Here is a 19,306-nt window from a genome sequence, read left to right on the forward strand (position 1 = left end):
TCCCTTCAGGCTGGACCGGTCCGACGCCACGATGCGAACGTCACCGGCCGTGGTGTCCACGCTGAGCTGTGAAGCGGCGCCGCGCACTTCGTACGTAGCGCTGGAGGACTTCTTGTCCCGCATGTTCGCCGACCCCTTCGAGCTGGCGGGATCGTCGGGCGAGCAACCTGTCAGGAGCGCTATACCGATAGCCGTTGTCAGGGAGTAGGCGGTCAGAGTCCGCAGCTTCATGATGATTCGCATTTCGTTGTGGAACATGTACTCGCCGGCCTCCGCGAACAATCAGGCCCGGTGGCAAGCGCGGCGAAGACACACACGGAATCCGTCCACAGCGACGCACGACGCATACCGTCTCCTGCCGCGCTTCTGCCGGCCGCCGTGCGCACTTCGCGCCAGAGGAATCTACCGACAAGATCCCGGGTGGCCACGAACGGGTCTCCATCCTCCGCCGCCAGTATCCGGATCACACCGGCACTCACGCTCGTCCTGCGGCCCGAGCAACGGCGGCAGGATTTGTGCGCACATACGAAACCCGGCCCTCAGAGGTGAGCCTCGGCCGATGCCGCCCTGGTCCCACCGACCTGCTCGCCCGGCGAAATGGACCACCGCCGTCGCCGCAGCACGCGGCGGCTAGCCTGCCACCCGGGATGCAGCCGCACCCGCCCTGCGTACAGGTGCGGAAACCGACGATGAGGAGAAGATCGACCATGACGACCACCGCCCGCGCCGCTTTGCAGAACGAAGACGAGCGGGTCCGGGTCACCCGCTGGGACTTCGAGCCCCAGGAGAGCACCGGCCGTCACGTGCATGAGCACGACTACGTCGTCGTACCCGTCACCGACGGGCAAACCGACGTGATCACTCCCGACGGCACCGTCACCACCTCGCAACTGCGGGCCGGCCAGTCCTACGCGCGCCCGGCCGGCGGCGAACACGAAGTCGTCAACACCGGCTGCCCCGCTGACCTTCATCGAGATCGAACTGAAGTGACGGCACCTGAAGTCAACAAAATCCACTGAACGAACGGACCCCGCGCGGTTAGTCCCTATGCCTGAACCTCGCAGGCATCGTCCGGTGCAGGCTGTGATGACGGGGTGCGCCGTTGGAACGGTCGTTGCGGCGGTGACGTCGATCTGAGCGTCGCCACGACTACACATGGGAGCCTTCAGTCTGCTCGATGAGTCGGTTGATCGGTTGCGTATCTGCTGGGGCTGCGGTCGTTAGGCAATCCATGATCACGAACATGCTTGCCGCCGCTGGTCTGGCTACCGGCGCTCTTCTCCTTGCCGCTGTCCCCGCTTCTGCTGAACCGGGGCCTCTCGAAGAGTTGAGTGCCGCCGCCGCAAAAATGGCTGCGGGGGCCGAGGCCAACAAAGACGAGGCCATGCAGGCCGAATGGAACAGTGCTGCCGATTCCCTGAACGGCACCTTGGCCCTCCAGCCCAAGGCCCCGTGAGGGAAGCCTCTGAGGCACCTGATCCCGATGCCGACATGACATGGTGCCCGGTCAGGCGACTGGGGTGAGCCCGCCGGAGTGATGCCCCCGGCGCTCGGATGCAGAGCGCCGGGTTCGCCTTCCTCTCCCGCGGAAGTCGCCGACAGCCCGGCCGACCCTCAGGGCAACTTGGAGGCCGGGCCGAACCACGCCCCCGACTGCCTGGAGGGAGTGATCCAGCGGCACAAGCACACCTCACAATCCCACCGCAAGCCCCTAACTGACGTCAAAATAAGCCGACATCGCAAACTCGGTCAGAACGCGACTCCCACACTCATCGCGAAGCGTCTCCCCAACTCGGGTTCACAGCCGGGCTTCGATCATTCCGCCGGACGTTGCTATCGTGCCGAGGCGTCGTTGCTCTTGGTATGGAACGGTTTGAGGTGGCTGGCCGGGATGTCTTTCATGCCGAGTTGTCCGGCGCGTACTTGCTCGATGCTTCTGAGCACGATCCCGAGGGGTGTCCCCGGTGTGGGGCGTCGCAGTCGACAGCCGCGGAAGCGGCCAGGTTCGGTGTCCTGCGGACCACGATGACGGGAGTCGCAGCAGGAACAGTGGCGGCGGCCGTGATGATGATCGTGTGCCGCTGAGTCAGAGGTGACCGGCGTGAGACGGATGGCCCGGGGCGTGGCCCTCAGCCGCAAGGCCGGTTGAACCGGTTCGGCCTCGGAAGCCGGGCACTTCCATCGGGGCATTTGCCTCGTCCTCGTCGTGCTCGCGGGCACGCTCGTGCTTCTCACCGGCGTCCTGCACCGTCGCCCGACCGAACTCGCCCTCACCGGCGCCCTTGCCGTCACCGTCGGTGTCGCCGGTTGGTGGCTGCCGGGGCACTTCCGCGCCTCACCTGCCAACTTCCCCCCGTCCGAGGCAAGTCTGCCCCCTGCCCGCAGTCCGACGCGTACGCGACCACGTGGAGCTCGGACACCAGGAGGACCCCATAGTCTGGCTCGTACCCCTGCTCTGCTGCTTCGCCCTGCTGGCGGCAGTGGACTTACCGCGCATGCTGCGCGAATACGAGCGCGCCGTCGTCTTCCGTCTTGGCCGAGTACGACCACTGAAGGGCTCCGGCCCTCTGCTCCTTGTGCCGATCGTGGACCGCATGGTGCGGGTGGACTGGGGGGTGACTCACTCGGCCTCGTTGTCGGCCTGCCGGGGCAGGCAGAACATCAGAGCCCACATCAGGGCGAGCAGGCTGCCGACCCACCACAGCACGGTGAGGAACGCGTCGCGGTTGAGCCCTGCGTCGGGTGAGCCGTCGGTGGTGGCGAAGAACACCAGGGCGGTCAGCGCGGTGCCCAGTGCGATGCCCAGGTGCATGGCGGTGTTGAACAGGCCCGAGGCGGCCCCGGCGTTGTCGTGCGGGACCCTGGCGAGGGACATGTCGGCGAGCGGGCCGCTGACCATGCCGAGGCCGAAGCCGATCAGCACCACCGGAGCGGTCATCCCCAGCAGGGTCAGGTCCGCCTGGCCTGCTGCGATCTGGAGGCCGTAGCCGGCCATCGCCGCGATCGTGATGAGGATGCCGGTCTGGGGAAGCCGACGGGCGAAACGTCCGTTGCTCTTCGCCGCGATCGTCGCCCCGGCCAGTTCACCTATGGACAGCAGTACGAAGGCCAGGGCGGCGTGGAAGGGGCTCATGCCCAGTCCGTGCTGGAGGTAGAGGGTCCAGGTCATGAAGAACAGCCCGCACAACAGGCCGTGCATCAACTGCGCGGCCGTGCCGCCGGGGAACTGCCGACCATGAAAGAGGGACAGGGGCACGAGCGGGGCGTTGTTCTGCTTGCGCTGCTGGTGGCGCAGGAAGACGCCGAGCGTGAGGAGGCCGGCGGCGAGCAGGGCGAAGACCCACATCGGCCAGTGGTGGAGGTGCCCCTCGGTGAGCGGGAAGACGATCAGGACGATGGCCAGTGCGGACAGCGCCATGCCGGTCAGGTCGGGCCGGTCGGCCTTCTTCTCGGTCGACTCGGGGATGAACTTGCGTCCCAGGAGGATGACGGCGAGGCCGACGGGCACGTTGACCAGGAAGATCGGCCGCCAGGACAGCCCGAACAGATCCGCTTCAGTGAGCAGGCCGCCCATCACCGGTCCCAGGACGTTGGCGATCGAGAGGACCGCCCCGTAGAGGCCGAACGCCTTGCTGCGGTTCTGCCCCTCGAAGGTGACATGGAGGGTGGCCAGGACCTGCGGGATCATCAGCGCGACTCCCACGCCCTGAAGCGCGCGGGCGCCGATCAGCACGCCCGGCCCGGCGGCGATGCCGCACAGCAGCGAGGCCGTGGTGAACACGACGGTGCCAATGAGGAGGAGCCTGCGCCGGCCGCAGAGGTCGCCGAGGCGCCCGCCGGTGATCAGCCCGATGGCGACGGGCAGGGAATAGCCGGTGGTCAGCCACTGCAATGCGGCCGGTCCTGCGCCGGTCGATTCCTGGATCGCGGGCAGAGCGGTCAGCACGACCGACTGGTCGAGGATGTCCATCAGCTCGGCGGTCAGCAGCACCAAGAGGGCGATCCGGGCCGCCAAGGCCATTTTCGGGTGGTGAGGTGCTGGGTGGTCTGGGGACTGGGCGGTGCGCAGCGGCTCGTTATCGAGCGCGGAGGAAGACACGACGGGAAACTCCTGATCCTAAGGAATCGGGGAGCCCTGCCGACAGCCGCACCGGGGCCGGAAAACACGAAACCCGGGACAGACAGCAGAGCTGCACCCGGGGAAGACAGAAAAACTACGGGGGGGGTGACGCAACTCAGGCCAGCGCGACGTCCGCCCCCGGACACGTGCGACAACACAGCACGCGGGGAACGCGGACGACTACATGGCCTGGTTAATAGGACGTCACCTCAAGATCGACGCAGAAGGAACAAAAATCCGATCACTGCCACCGACACTCGGCACAGGAACCCGACCACCTTACGACGCCTCGGTCCTCGACGCACACCAGAAAGTGGACCCGCCCCTGTCGGTCTGGCTGGCAGAAGGCCGAGCCGCCGCTGTGAGGGTCTGTTCCTTCGAATACCCCGCAGGCTACGCGAAGCGGGGTATCGCCGCAGCTCAGAGTGCCTGAGGCACCGGCCGTGTGTCAGTGGTCCGTGGCAGACTCGAAATCATGATGCCCAGGTCGAGATTCACCCTGCTCCCGAACGAACAGACGGAGCGCATCGAGCCCCTCCTCCCGCCGGCCGAGAGCCGTACGGGGCGAGCGGCCGGTGGCCTCGACGTGACTGTGGGCGGGCGTTGAGATGGCCGATTTCAAGGATGAACTGTCGCCGGAGCTCATTGGGCGTCTCGCGGGTGACCTCGCGGGTGCCTCGGCCTCGTTCGACCGGACGGCGTTCGAGCAGCTCGCATGCACCGGTATCGGTGACCTGGAGCTGAAGGCCCGTATCGACTGGATCGCCCGTGCCCTCGCGGAGACGATGCCGACGCCCCCCGAGGAAGCCGGCCGGGTGATCCGTGGTGCCCTCGACAGCGGGGGCCTCACAGGGTGGGCTTCCATGCCCGTCAACGCCTACGTCGCCTCAGCGCTGCGGGACCGGCCCGACGTCGCGCTGCCGCTGCTGGCCGCGCTCACTTCCCGCTACACCGCCGAGTTCGCCATCCGCCCGTTCGTCGAAGCCCACTACGAGGTCACGATGGGCCAGCTCAGGGCGTGGACCACCGACCCGGACGAACACGTTCGGCGGCTCGTCTCGGAGGGCACGCGCCCGCGGCTGCCCTGGGCGTCACAGCTCTCGCGGTTCGTCGCCGACCCCGCTCCCGCGCTGGCGCTCCTGGAGCCTCTCGTCAACGACGAGTCCCTTTACGTGCGCCGGTCCGTGGCGAACCACCTCAACGACATCAGCAAGGACCACCCCGACCTCGTCCTCGACGCCGCACGGCGATGGTCCCGCGGCAGCACGCAGGGCGATTTCGTCGTACGTCACGGCCTGCGGACACTCGTCAAGCGAGGACACCCGGAGGCTCTCGCGGTTCTCGGGTTCGACCACCATGCTCCGATCGAGATCACGGACCTCGCCTGCTCGCCCTCCACCATCTCCGTCGGGGAGGCGACTACTGTCACCTTCACGCTGCACGCCACCGAGGCGACGAGAGCGGCGGTCGATTACCTGGTCCACTACCAGGGGGTTCGCGGTCCCAAGGCGGGCAAGGTGTTCAAGCTGACCGTCCAGGACCTCCCCGCGGGCCAGGCGGTCCACTTCTCACGCCGGCACCGGTTCGAGAGCCTCTCGGTCCGCACGATCCACCCCGGCCCGCACCGCATCGAGGTCCAGGCCAACGGACGCGTCCTCGGCGCGACCGAGGTCCACATCACCGCCGCCGAAACATCGGAAGGCCCAGTCTGAGCTGCTGAGCTGAACGTACTGGCTCTTGGCCCGGCGCACTGGCCGTCACCGCACACCGGCAGCCACATCTTCCGCCGCGGCGATGACATGATCGAGTTCCTCCGCAGCTGCGAGGCGTCCGAGGTGCCGGCGACCGCGCCGGAGCGCGAGCGGCAGGACGAGCCGGGCTTGGCCCTACAGCTCCCAGCATCTACTCCCAAGCCGCGGTCGGCCAGCGCCGCATCATCGGCCCCGCAGGCCGACGGGGGTCAACATCTGTCACGGCAGCCCCTATGAGCGGGGTCCTGACCGTAACTGTATGACCAGGTGGAAGACCTCTCGGGCCGCCTCACGGCTCAACACCTCCCGGCTCTCTTCAACAGATCGCGGAATCCCGCCCCGGTTGCCTGGAACTCGCCGATGGCGAGCGCGGTGCCCGTCACGGAGAGCGCCGCAGCGGCATGGGCATCCTGGTGCATGTCCCCTCCAGCACCATGTGCCCTGTTTGGCGACGACGACGGCCTACGGAGCGGGCTGCGTACTCGACATGATCGATGTGCATGGTCGATCTGGACATGTCCGTTCCCCTTCCGGTCCGGCTGCGCGTCGCGTTGCCGGTACGTGGTCGGCGGCGGGCAAGTTGATGACCCTGTACGCGAAGACGTTCCCCGGCTCGGACGGGGACCGCCGCCGTACTGGTACCGGTGGCCGCCCGCTCCCCCGACGAGTCCGGCGACTTTGGCGCCCGGGTGTGGAGTGGCGCCGCCTGCTCGCCAGATCACCGCTATCACGACCGAGCCTGTCCGAGTGGTGGGGGCCGTCGACACGCTGTACTGCCAGCGGTAACACCAACGTGCTGATCTGTGTGACTAGATTGCAGAGCTGGTTCGGCACCTTGAGCAGTGTGTCGTAGAGGTGTGGTGGTTCGTCAGAGAGCTGCTCGATGTTCGGAGAAGCGAGAATTGTGCTTTCCATCAGCCCCGTTCAACCGGATACGCGAGACATTGTTGAGCGGCTCTTGCGCGACGCGTCAGCTTGGCTGGTCAACCGTGGGATCGATCAGTGGAAGGAGTACCCCGGTCTCCGTGACTGCATCGAAGCGGCAATGAGGTGCGGCACGTGCTTCCTGGCCTTCAAAGGGCAAACGCCCGTTGCGACGTTGCAGGTGGACTCTTTCGCCGATCCCGATTTCTGGACAGCGGGCGATCAGCCCGGTGTAGCGCTGTATGTGCATCGCATGGCCGTGGACCGCGCGGCGGCTGGGGAAGGGTTGGGGAGGGTGCTTATGGACTGGGCCGCGTGTCGGGCTGCGGCGTTCGGCAAGGCGTGGCTGCGTCTGGATGCGCAGAAGGACAATCTCGGGCTGCACCAGTACTACGCAAATCTCGGCTTTACTCGTGTACGCGTTGTGGATCTGCCACACCGCGTCTCCGGCGCCCTTTTCCAGCGTTCGACAGCGAAGCCATGTTTGGGGGGCGTGGCTGGAGCATGTCCCAGCCATTGTGCCCTGCAGGGGCCGTCGGCCGACTGGAGCAATGATGGAGCCCCTGCTTCGTCACGCGGCAGAACCGAAGCGGGGCTTCTGCCCCCGCTGGGCCACGACGAGGTTCACGGCCCAGCGGGGGAGGCTGTCACCCGCGCATCTGTGCCTGAGAGCGGGATCCGCTCAGGCTGACCGGCTGGCGAAAGACCCATACCGGTTAGGTGAGCAGATCGGTGACGAACTTACGCAAGGTCCCGCTGCGGACGGGATTAACGCCGTGGATGACCTGTGCGCCGTAGGCAACAGCCGTGCCCGCGCGGGCATCGGTGATCCAACGTGTGCGTTGGGCCGCTGTCAGCCACTCGGGAGCGCCGTCGTGCTGCCGTGTGTCAGGGCCGGGCGCGTGCGGCAGATGGTGCGACAGGAGCGTGCCGGTCGGGAAATTGCAGTGTTCCTGCGTTGTCTCTCCTGCCCAGACCGTATTGCTGGAGGTGGTCTCGATGTAGAACTCGCCTCCGGTATCTGCGTCGTCGAGCACGACACCGATACGACCGAGCCGGCAGTGGACCGCGCCCGGGTCAGGGATGCCGTCGAGGTGAGTGGGTACCTCCTGGTCGGCTCCCAGCTCGGTATAGCCCCAGGAGGCGGCGGAGTTGATGGAGGGCAAGGCGCGGCGGATGGCGGGCAGGGCGCGGGCTGTGGCCTCTTGGAGGATCTCCTGAGCCAGGGGCGGGGCTTCGACGACGTCGGCTTGGAATCGCGGCTTCCAGCCGGTGGCATCCAGTTCGGCGTCCATAGCCTTGCGCAGTCGGGTCAGCTCTTCGGTGGTGAGGAACCCTTCGACGGTCTGCAGTGCGAGGGTTTCGCTGAGGTGGATCACGCGTTCCTCCACGGGTTGGACCTTCGGGCGCGGAATACTCAGCCCACCGTCGGGGTCTCCGATGCGGTGCGTCCAGGGGTTGGCGGGGGCGCAGAGAAGCGCGGCGGGCGGTTCCCGAGCCGTCGACCTTATGAAAGGGCACCGGTGAACGCCTGGGTGGTCTCCATGGCGAGGGTGCGCGCGGCGCATCGGTGGCGGTGGCTTAGCGCCAGGGCGCCGCGCTGACCGGGGCGGCGGCAAGCCGTGGGGTCAGGCTCGCAGCCCAAGGACCAGATTGCCGGGAGCGTCAGCATCGGTACTGGTGTAGTACTCCATCACTGCCTGCTGCCACTCTTCGACTGTAACCCGCCCGTCCCCATCACGATCAAGGGCAGCGAATGCTTCGCGGGCCCGCGAAGCCGCCGGCTCGCCGACCGCCTTCTGCGCCCGGACGAACTCCTCCAGGCTGACCGTGCCGTCGCCGTCACTGTCGATAAGCGCCACATGTGCCTCGACCGAGGGGCGGAGAAGGTCGGCGATCGTGCCCGACTCGTTCGCCCTCTCCATAGCCCGCACGTACGCCTGCTCGTTCAGTTGCCCGTCCTCGGGAATCTGAGCCGCCTTAGCCAGGCCCTGCCAGACCGCGTGGGCGCCCGCCAGGACGGCTTCACCACGCGGGGACGCAGCTGCTACACCCATGCCGTCGAGCAGCTGCTCAGCTCGAGCAACAACATCCGCCCTGTCCACGAACCCGTCGCCGTTGGCGTCCCTCGTGTGGAAGCGGTGCGCGTACTTGGCGCGCAGATCGGTGCCAGCCATGCCGAATCATCCCCTCTTTGTGCAAATCTTGGTCGCTACCACCGTAGAGCCGGGCCGCGCTCGGGCAGGCGACCGACGCGGCCACGGTCCTCGCGGTCGGACAGTCGGAATGAACGCGGTACGGGCCGGGGAGCGGCCGACGCGTCACAAACAGCCCCTATGAGCGGAGTCCTGACTGTAGCTGTTTGACCAGGTGGAAGAACTCGCCAGCCGCCTCACAGCTTCCCGCTTCCTGGCCCGATGGGATATCCACTCCCAGCACCACCGCCCCTGCAGGAAGACGACGACGGGTCTGCGCAGCAGGCGGCGTACTGGACAGGTCGAACTGGACACGCCCCCTCCCGGTCCGACGGCGCCGGAGACCCCGCCTGCAACCCCGCTACGGTTCGGGGCTGTCGGCGCACCCCCATATGATCAACATCCTGGCCGTGGCGGTGTGCCCGCGCTAGAAGCCGTGCGGGAGGGGAAAAGACGTGCGCAAGACGGTCGTTGGAGTCACTGCGGCGATGTCGGCTGCGCTGCTGCTCACGGGGTGTGGCAGCGGGGGCGACGGTGCGAAGGCCGACGCGGGCAGCTCTGCCACTTCACCGAAGGGGTCGACGAAGCCCACGTCCAAGTGGGGCAAGCCGAAGACCTACGAAGTGACCGTTGCGGTCGAGGGCAAGGGCAAGGGCAACGTCCTGTACATCACGGACACGAATCATTCCGCGCAGGTCTCACTCCCCTGGAAGAAGACCACCGACGTGACGCTCGAGGGCGCGTACCTCAAGTCGGGCACAACCGTGTCCGTGTCGTCCCAAGCCGTACTGACCGCCAGCGGATCGTTCGACTTCCCGCCGTGCAGCATCACGGTCGACGGCAAAACCGTCGCCGAGTACGCAGGAGGCGAGTCCGCGAAGGGCTGCAAGTACCACCTGAAATAGCGGGGAAGCTATAACTCCCCACACCCTCAGGGGGCCGGGCCTCGAGCCGGGGGGGTGTCCTTGTCGTAGTCCCACGGCGCTTCGGAGGCGGGGCCGGGTACCTGATCTACCCGGTGTCCAGATGATCCGTAACCGTAAGAGGGTCAGGCCGTCGATGCCGTCGTCGGCGGGATGTCGGGGCGGCATACGTTTCTTGACGGCGGGGTATTCTCCATGGCCAGCCCGCGGACGTTCGTGTTCATGATCGCTTTCCTTCCCCGGTTCGTCGATCCCATGGCGGGGCCGATCTGGCTGTAGTCCGCCATCCTCGACGGCGTCCTGGAGTTCCTGGTCGAAGGAATGGTCGGTGTCCTGGTAGGGCGCATCGGCGGCTGGCTGCGTGGGCATGGCAGTTCACCGCCGGATGGACGCGGCGGCAACCGGGCGCGTGTTCATCGGACTGGGCGTCACCCTCGCCGCCTATCGCGCCTCACGCTCGTGAGCCCTGCGCCGGCCTGGCCGCCCCTGATCCGTGGGGCGGCTGCCGCCGGAACGCACCGAGCCGAGGGTGGTGCTGGTAGACGGGCTCGCCATGCTCTGACACAGACGTCTGCCCGTATGTGCCCATCGCGACTTGCGTGTTGTTGACTGGCTCATCGCACCTGGTGGAGGTGGCCTCGACGGGCGGGCTGTTGCAGCGAGGGCTGCCTCACACGCAAGACCTCAGGGGGCAGGCAGGAAGTAGGACGCGCCATAGCGCGGGTGGGCCGCCGAGCTGAGCCACGAGCCGGAATGCCCCGTCGGGTGCTGAGCGCTTGGGGCCGCGGGCGCGGCGGCCCGTCGCGCTGTCACCGGCGCAACCCAAGCCCCACGCTTCGAGGGCCGCATCGTGCCCTCCACGTTCGCGAAGAAGGCAGCCGCCTACCTCGCACGAGACGGCATCGTTCTGTTCGACAACCCAGACGCCCTCCTGATCTGCGCGTTCAAGCGCCCTGGTCATGCGGGACTTACTGAGCGTTTGGTCCATGGAGGTGTGTTTGGTCCCGTGGGGTCAGGTTCCGCGCCAGTTGGGAGTGGCTTCGCCGGTGAGGCTGCGGGACATGAGGTCGATCATGGCGAGGTGGATCATGGCTTCGGAGCGGTGTGGGTGGGTCTCGCAGTCGCGGGCGAGTCTGCGGTGGTGCACGAGCCAGCCGATGCTGCGCTCGATCGTCCAGCGGCGCGGAATGATCGTGAATCCGCGGACGCCCGGCGGGCGTTGGACGGGGTGGACGTCGATACCGAGCCGGGCGCCGTGGTCGATGGCGGTGGTGCGGTAGCCGGCGTCCACCCATGCCTTGGTCACCCGCGGGTGGGCGGCGGCGATGCGGGACAGCAGCGTCACGCCGGCCGCGGTGTCGGACACGCTCGCGGCGGTGACCAGCACGGTCAGCAGCAGCTCCAAGGTGTCGCAGCCGAGGTGGCGCTTGCGGCCGATGATCCGTTTCCCGGCGTCCGTGCCCTGGTCGGCGAGTGCACGGTGGCGGAGGTCTTGATGGTCTGGGAGCCCAGCACGCAGGCGGACGGCAAGCGGTTGGGCGCGGTACGTTTCGAAGGAAGTCAGCGTGAGCCGTCCCGGGGGCGCTACTGGGAAAGCGGGTGTTCTGCCGAATCCTGTGCAGTGGCTGCCCGTTGATGGTGACCTTAGTTATGGGGAATCCATCTCGATCCTGATCGCCGTTGCGGGAACGCTCCTGGGTTCCTTGCTGACGCACTGGTCTCAGCGACGGGCTGTACAGGACGCCGACAGGTCTGCGCGGGCGCGTGATCTGGTAAGTGCGCGGCCCGGCTGCGCGAGGCCGGCGCGGGACAAGGGCGACCGGGGCGGCCGCGCGGCGCCCGCATTTTCGTCTGATGTGGAGCGATCCCGGCGAGGGCAGCGCGGAGGCCCCGGGAACTCAGTCCCGGGACCTCCGCGGCAGCGTGGCATCTGCAAGACGCCCCTGGGCTCTACTGGCCGTCTACGGGGATCAGATTGGACTGTGCAATGGGCTGGTACCAGTCCTTGGTCTTGCTGTCGTAGCGCAAAACCTTAAGCCGCACGTTGCCCTTCTCCTTGTAGTCCTTGTTGCAGTAACCCCAACTGCCAGCCTTGTTGCTGTTGACGCAGCCGTAGGCCGGGCGTCCGTAGTCGGTGTAGACGACCGTGACGGACGAGAGGCCGTCCGACGCGGTGTCCTGCGACCAGATGAGGTCGCCGTAGGGCTGGAAACAGCCGGTCGATCCGTACGTGGAGGTCACTCCCAGGCAGGGGCGGCTCGGAGCCCTGGAAGCAGCCGCAGAATCGGGCGCTGGGGTTGCCGCTGTCGCAGGAGCTGCCTCCACGATCTCCAGATCCGCCGGCATCTCCACCTTGACGAGCTCCGTCGGCGGCTGGTCGTCAGCCTGTGCCGGGAACGCGACGATCGCGGACAGTGCAAACATCGCTGCGCCGCTCAGGACAGCACACTTCAAACGCGTCTTCGTGCTCATGTATCTGTGTCCCCACCCCTGACCTCGTAGTTGAGGTCTTCAATCAATTGTGAACGCGCCGTGATCGTAATCGAACGAGCGCGTGAAAAGTATGGGGACTTTGTGAACACGGGAGGCGCAGAGCAGCCTCGGTCGCGCTCGTCCTGGGCGCGACCGACAAAGCCGGGGTCGTATAACAGATGTGACGCACAATCGCGCGGGCACCGCGGGCTCGCCGATGGCACTCTCAGCCCTGCCGACTCTGACGCTCCCCCGTCGAGCCAGGCCACCCGTCATGGGCGCAGTCACTGCGTCGAGGGTACCCACGCATTCGTCGCAGGCGGCTCCGTGGCAGGAGTTGCCTCGCCCATCTCGGCTACATCCATGTCGACCGCGCAGCCTTCCGGGATCTTCTCGCTGGAAGTCGCGCAGGCCGAGGGATCGGCATCGGGGGCGACCCTGTTCGCTTGGCGCTGACTCTTCCCCTGTTCGTCCGAGGTCGAGGTGCCCGAAGACGGGTTGCCGTTCGAGGGCGACGAGCAGGCCGCCGAGCCCATCACAGTGCACAGGATCAAAACGGCCGAAGCTGCAGCAGTACGAGTACGCATGAAAGTCCCCCCAACGCGGACGCGGAGTGTCCGGCCCGTCAGTCGATCAACCATGCCACCTTGCGTCGCGCAGCTGGCGTGGGAAGTGTGAAGAGATTACATGCCTGCTTGACGCGTACGCGCCCAAATCTGGCATTCGACGCACGATCGTGTCCCGGATCTGACAGGCGCTCACGTTATGAAGCGGAGCTGGAGGTCGGGTGTGGAGCAGGGCGGCCAGACCGAAGCCGCAAGCCCAATGAGCGCCCAGGTGCAGAGCGCCGGCGAGGGTCGCGTCGGCCGCCTGGCGGGGACCGACCCGCTGTAGCCCAGTTGAGACGGCGTCTTGAAAGGTCTACCGGCGCTTCACGGACTGGTCGTCGGCCCAGGTCCGGGCCAAGCTGTACCGCATGGTCGGCTTGGTGCCCACGGCGAGCTGAACACGCCCGCCTGCGCGCCTGTCTGGCGGGCGCTGGTGTCGGGGAACCCTGGGAAGACCTGCACCACTTCCCCGTCAAGTGTGTGTTCAGGTCTGTCGGGTGGCCTGGGCGGGATCGACGCGCCTGAGTCGGCCTGATGGGTGCGCTGAAGTGCGGGTCGTTCGTAATGGTGTCGTGGTGAGAGCAGGCTCGGCACCGACCCCGACCCCGACCCCGACCCCGACGCAGCGTTCCGCGGCTTCGCCGGGCTTGTGCCACATGTGCCCTCGGATGTGAAATCGGCCAACTGCGACGCGGCCGTGGGTCGCTCACAGCGGTTCTACCCATTGCAAGCATGCGGTCACGGCGGGGTAAAGATCGTGGGGGAGATTGTTCCGTGAAACGGGCGAAGCGGATCTGTGCGCTTGCCCTCTAGGTGACGGCTACATCAAGATCCGTCACAACTTGCACACAGCCAACTCCAAGTTGTGTGTCTTTTGTGGGGGTGGGGTTGTGCTGGCCGCTGTGTCTGCGCGCATGCGTGTGCTGATCGTTGTCCTGGTGCTGTCGGTGGTCGCGGGCGGCGGCTGGCTGATCCGCGTGTCGGTCGACGACACCGGCGGGGGCGAAGCCAGCGGCAGTTCAGGGCGGGGGCCTGCTCCGGCGGCGTATCAGAAGCCGGTGACGCCCCAGGAGCGGCGTGAGCAGACCAAGGACCGTGCGAAGGCGACGAAGTCGCGGGCCCTGCCGACGACGAAGAGCAAGCCCGCTACCGCCGCGCAGCTCAAGTTGTTGAAGCAGAACCAGCGGTCCCTGAAGGCGGGCGGTCCGAAGGCGGTAGCGCAGCCTGCCGGATCTGGTGTCCGCCGGGCCTCGTACTCACACGCGGCCGCCGCGGCCTCGTATTCGAGCGGTGCGCTGTATCAGTACACGGCCGACCCGTTCGGTAACACCGCTGCTCAGCAGGGCGGTTGGCTGGGTGCGCTGGGCAATCACATCGGTGCCGGTGTGCCGGGGGAACCGCTGCAGCTGTCGGCGGCGATCTGGCAGAGCGGGGGCGCCGATGACGAGGTGCATCCGGTCAAGGTGCGCTGGAAGCTGGACGCCTATGGCTGCCGACTGAGCCAGGAGGACAACAAAATCTTCGACTTCGGCCAGAGTGTGCAGGCGCCGACGCTGAACACCGACAAGGAATTCCCGGTCGTCAACGCCTCGATCACGCTGCCGACGACAGAGTGCACCCAACCGGTCCCGCGGTACTTCATCTGGGCCTGCACGACAGTGGCCGACGACCCCACCGACACGGAGTCCTGCGGCTCCTACAACGCCTTCGACATTCTGCCCGTGCTGCCCGAGGGCGCGGCCTGCGGTTCGGTGTGCGGGGACGCCAGCGGCTCGGTGGGCACCACCGTCACCCGGGCGGACCCGGTCAGCACGGCGACCGGCGCGTTCACCGAGTCCTTCACCGATGCCCAAGTGCCTGCTCCCGGTGTCCCGTTCACCGCTGGGCGCGTCTACTCCTCGGACAACACGACCACCGGCGCACTGGGCAAGGGCTGGCAGCTGCCCTGGGAGACCCGCCTCAAGGTTGAGACCGACGGAGACGTCGTACTGACCGGTGAGGGGGGAGCGCGCAGCACCTACACCAAGAAATCGGGCGGTACCTTCTCCACGCCGGGACAGGCCCGCTCCACGCTGGCCGCGGACGGCAGCGGCTACAAGCTGACCACCGCAGATCACCGCACCTACGCTTTCAACGCCTCGGGGCAGCTGACCTCTCTGAAGGACCGCACGGGCAAGGGCCTGACCCTGGCCTACACCGGCAGCAAGCCGACACAGATCACGGACGCCGCTGGGCGCGCCGCCGTGCTCTCTTACACCGGGGACCGCCTCGACAAGGTGACGCTGGCCGATGGGCGGTTCGTCGACTACGACTACACCGGCAGCCAGCTGACCAGCGTTAAGGCGTTGGACGGGGCGATCGAACGCTACGGCTGGGAGGGCGAGCTACTCAAGACGGTCACCGACGCCCGCGAGAAGGTCGTCACTGTCAATGAGTACGACAGCCAGGGCCGCGTCTCGTCGCAGACCGACGCGCAGAAGTACACCACCCTCTTCAAGTATTCCAAGAACGGGCAGTTCGACCAGGTCGACGTGACCGCCCCCGACGGGGGCGTGTGGACCGACATCTACTACAAGAACGTCCTGTTCACTCAGCTCGACCCGCTCAACAACAAGAGCTACTACCGCTACGACGCACACTTCAACCGCACCAGCGCCGTCGATGCCGAGATACGCGAGACTGAGTGGGATTTCGACACCTCGGGCCGGATAAAGCGACGCGCGTCGGATGCGTCGAGCGAGTCGTGGACCTACGACAGCAACGGCAACGTCGCCACCCACACCGGCGGTGAGTACGACAAGACCGTCTTCGGCTACACCGACGACCTGCTCACCTCCGTCACCGCCCCGCTGGGCCAGAAGACGATCTATGAATACAACGCGACCACCAAGTTGTTGGAGAAGACGACCGCGCAAGGCCGCAAACCCGCCACCTACGGCTATGACGGTGCCGGAAACCTGACGTCGGTCACCACCCCCGAGGGCAACAAGACCACCTATACCTACGACAGTTCCGGGCGGGTCAAGACGGCCGTCGACCCGCGCGGCAACGTCCCCGGTGGCGACCCGGCGAAGTACACGACGTTCTTCGAGTACTACCCCTCCGACCGCCTCAAGTCCGTGACCGATGCGCGCACGAACACCACGGCCTACGAGTACGATCCGGCCGGCAACCTGCACAAGGTCACCGACGCCAAGAAGCGCGACACGCTCTACGAGTACGACGACACGGGTCGCCTGACCACGGTCACCGACCCCACGGGCAAGAGCACCCGCACCGGCTACGACAAGGTGGGACGCGTCAACTCGGTCACCGACCGTACCGGCGGCGCGACTACCTGGCTCTATGACAAGGCCGGTCGCCAGTCGCAGATGGTGACCGCACGCGGCAACGTCACCGGAGCTGATCCGCTCAAGTACACCTGGGCATACGGCTACGACAAGGTCGGAAACCGCACCACGGTCACCGACCCGGTCAAGAACACCAGTGCCTTCGCCTGGGATGCCGACGACCGCCCCCTGTCGATAACCGATCCTCTGCTGCACACCCGGTCGGTCACCTACGACAACAACGGCAACATCCTCACCACCAGAGACGGTCTCCAGCACGGGATGACCCTGACCTGGGACGACAACAACCGCCTCGCCACCTCCAAGCCCTGGTCGGGCAAGGTCACCAGCTATGAGTACGACGACGGCGACAATCTGACCGCCCAGGTCACCCCGGAGCAGGAACGCACCACCTACGGCTACGACGACGACGGCCGGCGAACCAGCATGGTCGACCCGCGGGGCAACGTCACCGGTGCTGATCCGCTCAAGTACACCTGGACGTTCGGCTACGACGCGGCCGGGCATCCCACTTCGGTCACCGACCCGCTCAAGAACGAGAACAAGACCGGCTACGACGCCGTCGGCAACATCGAAACGGTCACCGACGCCCGTGAGAAGCGGACCGTCTACGAGTACGACGAGCTCAACCGGCCCAAGAAGGTCACCGCCCCGGACACCGGTACCACGGACCTGACCTACAACCTGGCCGGATTCCTGGAGACCAGCACCGACGCCAACATCCACACGATGACCTACGGCTACGACGCCGAAGGGCGCCTGAAGTCGGTCAAGAATCCGCTGACGCGGACCGTCGGCTACGACTACGACCCCGAGGGCAACCGCACCAAGGTCACCAACGCCCGTGGGCAGACGATCACCACCACCATCGACGCCCGGCAGCTGCCCACCAAGGTCACCTACTCCGACGGCACCCCCAGCCAGAGCTACGTCTACGACGCGGCCAGCCGTATCCGCGAGGCCACCGACGCCACCGGTAAACGCACCCTGACCTACGACGACGACGACAAGATCCAGACGATCACCTCGCCGGGCGCCGCCAAGCCGTTCACCTATGCCTGGAACACCAACGACACCCTCAAGTCCCGCACCTACCCGGACGGACGGGCCACCAGCTACGGCTACGACACGGTCGGCCGGATCACCTCCCAGACCACCGACAGCAAGGCCACCGGCTACGCCTACGACAAGGCCGGCAACCTCACCTCGGTCACCCTGCCCACCACCACCGCACGGGCCGAGACCCGCACCTACGACGAAGCCGGCCGCCTGGCCACACTGACCACACCGACCGGCAGCAACACGTACGGCTACGACCTCAACGGCCGCATGAGCACGGACACACCCAAGGGCGCCAAGCCCGCCCGCTACGGCTACGACGACGTCGGCCGCATGACGCGGGCCTGCACAGACACCACCACCGAGTCCTGCCTGCCCGGCAAGACCGGCGGCACCTACACCTACGACAAGGTCGGCAACCTCAAAACCTCCCAGACCTCCAGCACCACCACCAACTACACCTACGACGAAGCCGACCAGCTCAAATCCACCACCGCCGGAACAACGACCAGCAGCTACGGCTACGACGCCGACGGCAACCAGACCAAGGACGGCGCCGACACCTACGCCTACGACCCGCTGGGCCGGGTCAAGTCCGCCACCATCGGCGCCGACGCCTACACCTTCGGCTACGACGCGGACGGCAACCGCACCACCGCCAACAAGAACAACGCCCTGATCCGCACCTCCCGCTGGGACATCAACAACGCCCTCCCGCAGATCGCCACCGACACCAACGGCTCCGGCGCCCTGCTCGGCGACTACCACTTCGACCCCGACGGCACAGCCCGGTCCATGGACCGCACCAACGGCAGCTTCTACTTCACCCAGGACCGCCAAAGCTCCGTCAGCACCGTCTTCGACGCCACGGGCACCGACAACTACCGCTACACCTACAGCGCCTGGGGCGCCCCCACCGGCAAGGCCACCATCACCGGCGGCCAGTCCAGCATCTACGGCTACACCGGCCAGTACAAAGACCAGTACCTGACCGACCGCCTCCTGCTGCGCGACCGCTCCTACGACCCAGACCAGCGCCGCTTCACCACCCAGGACCCCATCCCCGCAGCCCTGGACAACCCCAACAAGTCGCCCTACAACTACGCCGACAACGACCCCACCAACCTCTCCGACCCCACCGGCAACTGCCCCATGTGCATCGGAGCAGGCATCGGAGGCGTCCTCGGCGGAGGCATCTACGCCCTCACCCACCGCGACGACTTCGACTGGGGCGACTTCGCAGGCGCCACCGCCAAGGGCGCCGTCATCGGAGCCGGCGCCGGCTACCTCGCCCCCGCAGGCGCCGGCGTCGCCAGCAGCCTCGGCCTCTCCGGCGGCCGCGCCCTGGCCACCGCAGCCGCCACCGACGCCGCCATCGGCATGGGCTACACCTACGCCGTCAACACCGTCCAATGCCAGCCCACCAGCCCGACGGACCTACTCCTTGGAGCGGCCGGGGGCGCATTGTCCTCGGTTGCCCTTGCACGGTCCAGTGTTTCCTTGCCCGCGGCGGGGCGGGCGTACGGACCGGGCGTAGGCCCTGCCGCAAACAGGGTTGCCATCGGAGGGAATGCCAACGGTGAGACGGTGTTCTGGTCACGGAAAGTGGAACCTGTGGAACGGGTGGACCAAGGTCCCCGAAGGAACAGAATTGAGAATGTACAGCAAGCACGGGAAACCTATTCAGGACCGTGAAGGGTTCGCCATCGAGGCCGGAACACCGCTTAGTCCACCAGTTAACGTCTACGGTCCCGGGGTACGGGTGAAGAATTACACCCTGTACCCATCCGATGATCTGACGGTCCTAGGAAGTTCCACTACTGTCGACAAGGCTCACACGTTGAGAACCCTGCTCAAGAAGAATGCTGGTATCTGCCACTGGGCCGCCTGTAGATGATCTGGAA

General features: G+C 66.7%; 12 protein-coding genes and 1 pseudogene. 7 read left to right on the forward strand and 6 right to left on the reverse strand.

The genetic code is table 11. The features are described 5' to 3' along the window. The first annotated feature begins 707 nt into the window (after positions 1-707). A complete protein-coding gene (locus ABD378_RS19695; protein WP_344522231.1) occupies positions 708-1,019 on the forward strand; it encodes a cupin domain-containing protein in 312 nt (103 codons plus the stop codon). A gap of 212 nt (positions 1,020-1,231) precedes the next feature. Further along, positions 1,232-1,456, forward strand: a complete 225-nt coding sequence (locus ABD378_RS19700; protein WP_344522232.1) for a hypothetical protein — start codon at positions 1,232-1,234, stop codon at positions 1,454-1,456. Positions 1,457-2,620: 1,164 nt separating this feature from the next. Here ABD378_RS19700 and ABD378_RS19705 read toward each other — a convergent pair. After that, positions 2,621-4,021, reverse strand: a complete 1,401-nt coding sequence (locus tag ABD378_RS19705; protein ID WP_344522233.1) for an MFS transporter — start codon at positions 4,019-4,021, stop codon at positions 2,621-2,623. 707 nt (positions 4,022-4,728) lie between these two features. On the opposite strand from ABD378_RS19705, the gene ABD378_RS19710 reads away from it, so the two are divergent. Further along, complete coding sequence (locus ABD378_RS19710; protein WP_344522234.1) at positions 4,729-5,832, forward strand: DNA alkylation repair protein; 1,104 nt, start codon at positions 4,729-4,731, stop codon at positions 5,830-5,832. Positions 5,833-6,167: 335 nt separating this feature from the next. Here ABD378_RS19710 and ABD378_RS19715 read toward each other — a convergent pair whose 3' ends face one another. Then, positions 6,168-6,290, reverse strand: coding sequence for a hypothetical protein (locus tag ABD378_RS19715; RefSeq protein WP_344522235.1), 123 nt, complete (start codon positions 6,288-6,290; stop codon positions 6,168-6,170). 464 nt (positions 6,291-6,754) lie between these two features. Between ABD378_RS19715 and ABD378_RS19720 the strand changes: the two genes are divergently transcribed. Then, positions 6,755-7,486 carry a GNAT family N-acetyltransferase gene (locus tag ABD378_RS19720; protein ID WP_344522236.1) on the forward strand — a complete coding sequence of 244 codons (732 nt, stop codon included), beginning with the start codon at positions 6,755-6,757 and terminating at the stop codon, positions 7,484-7,486. Positions 7,487-7,511: 25 nt separating this feature from the next. On the opposite strand, the gene ABD378_RS19725 is transcribed toward ABD378_RS19720, so the two are convergent. Next, a complete protein-coding gene (locus ABD378_RS19725; RefSeq protein ID WP_344522237.1) occupies positions 7,512-8,186 on the reverse strand; it encodes a hypothetical protein in 675 nt (224 codons plus the stop codon). Between the two features lie 237 nt (positions 8,187-8,423). Beyond that, positions 8,424-8,972, reverse strand: coding sequence for an EF-hand domain-containing protein (locus ABD378_RS19730; protein WP_344522238.1), 549 nt, complete (start codon positions 8,970-8,972; stop codon positions 8,424-8,426). 473 nt (positions 8,973-9,445) lie between these two features. On the opposite strand from ABD378_RS19730, the gene ABD378_RS19735 reads away from it, so the two are divergent. Continuing rightward, positions 9,446-9,895 carry a hypothetical protein gene (locus ABD378_RS19735; protein WP_344522239.1) on the forward strand — a complete coding sequence of 150 codons (450 nt, stop codon included), beginning with the start codon at positions 9,446-9,448 and terminating at the stop codon, positions 9,893-9,895. Between the two features lie 1,030 nt (positions 9,896-10,925). On the opposite strand, the pseudogene ABD378_RS19740 reads toward ABD378_RS19735, so the two are convergent. Together ABD378_RS19740 and ABD378_RS19745 are read right to left on the reverse strand one after the other, a co-directional pair. Next, positions 10,926-11,440, reverse strand: a pseudogene (locus tag ABD378_RS19740) (transposase); the annotation flags it as partial. A 423-nt stretch (positions 11,441-11,863) separates the two neighbouring features. Continuing rightward, positions 11,864-12,385: a hypothetical protein gene (locus ABD378_RS19745; RefSeq protein WP_344522240.1), complete on the reverse strand. Its 522-nt coding sequence runs from the start codon at positions 12,383-12,385 to the stop codon at positions 11,864-11,866. Between the two features lie 1,522 nt (positions 12,386-13,907). On the opposite strand from ABD378_RS19745, the gene ABD378_RS19750 reads away from it, so the two are divergent. Both ABD378_RS19750 and ABD378_RS19755 read left to right on the forward strand, forming a co-directional pair. Then, a complete protein-coding gene (locus ABD378_RS19750; protein ID WP_344522241.1) occupies positions 13,908-19,097 on the forward strand; it encodes a DUF6531 domain-containing protein in 5,190 nt (1,729 codons plus the stop codon). Next, complete coding sequence (locus ABD378_RS19755) at positions 18,982-19,299, forward strand: putative adhesin (protein ID WP_344522242.1); 318 nt, start codon at positions 18,982-18,984, stop codon at positions 19,297-19,299. The genes ABD378_RS19750 and ABD378_RS19755 overlap by 116 nt, the downstream gene beginning before the upstream one ends. Positions 19,300-19,306: the final 7 nt, after the last annotated feature.

The organism is Streptomyces rectiviolaceus (assembly GCF_039533825.1).
GTDB classification, from domain to species: domain Bacteria; phylum Actinomycetota; class Actinomycetes; order Streptomycetales; family Streptomycetaceae; genus Streptomyces; species Streptomyces rectiviolaceus.

Coding starts and splice junctions, on each gene's coding strand:
- ABD378_RS19710 (WP_344522234.1), top strand. CDS start 4,729: ATGGCCGATTTCAAGGATGAACTGTCGCCGGAGCTCATTGGGCGTCTC.
- ABD378_RS19730 (WP_344522238.1), bottom strand. CDS start 8,972: ATGGCTGGCACCGATCTGCGCGCCAAGTACGCGCACCGCTTCCACACG.
- ABD378_RS19750 (WP_344522241.1), top strand. CDS start 13,908: ATGCGTGTGCTGATCGTTGTCCTGGTGCTGTCGGTGGTCGCGGGCGGC.
- ABD378_RS19700 (WP_344522232.1), top strand. CDS start 1,232: ATGATCACGAACATGCTTGCCGCCGCTGGTCTGGCTACCGGCGCTCTT.
- ABD378_RS19745 (WP_344522240.1), bottom strand. CDS start 12,385: ATGAGCACGAAGACGCGTTTGAAGTGTGCTGTCCTGAGCGGCGCAGCG.
- ABD378_RS19705 (WP_344522233.1), bottom strand. CDS start 4,021: ATGGCCTTGGCGGCCCGGATCGCCCTCTTGGTGCTGCTGACCGCCGAG.
- ABD378_RS19715 (WP_344522235.1), bottom strand. CDS start 6,290: ATGCACCAGGATGCCCATGCCGCTGCGGCGCTCTCCGTGACGGGCACC.
- ABD378_RS19695 (WP_344522231.1), top strand. CDS start 708: ATGACGACCACCGCCCGCGCCGCTTTGCAGAACGAAGACGAGCGGGTC.
- ABD378_RS19720 (WP_344522236.1), top strand. CDS start 6,755: ATGTTCGGAGAAGCGAGAATTGTGCTTTCCATCAGCCCCGTTCAACCG.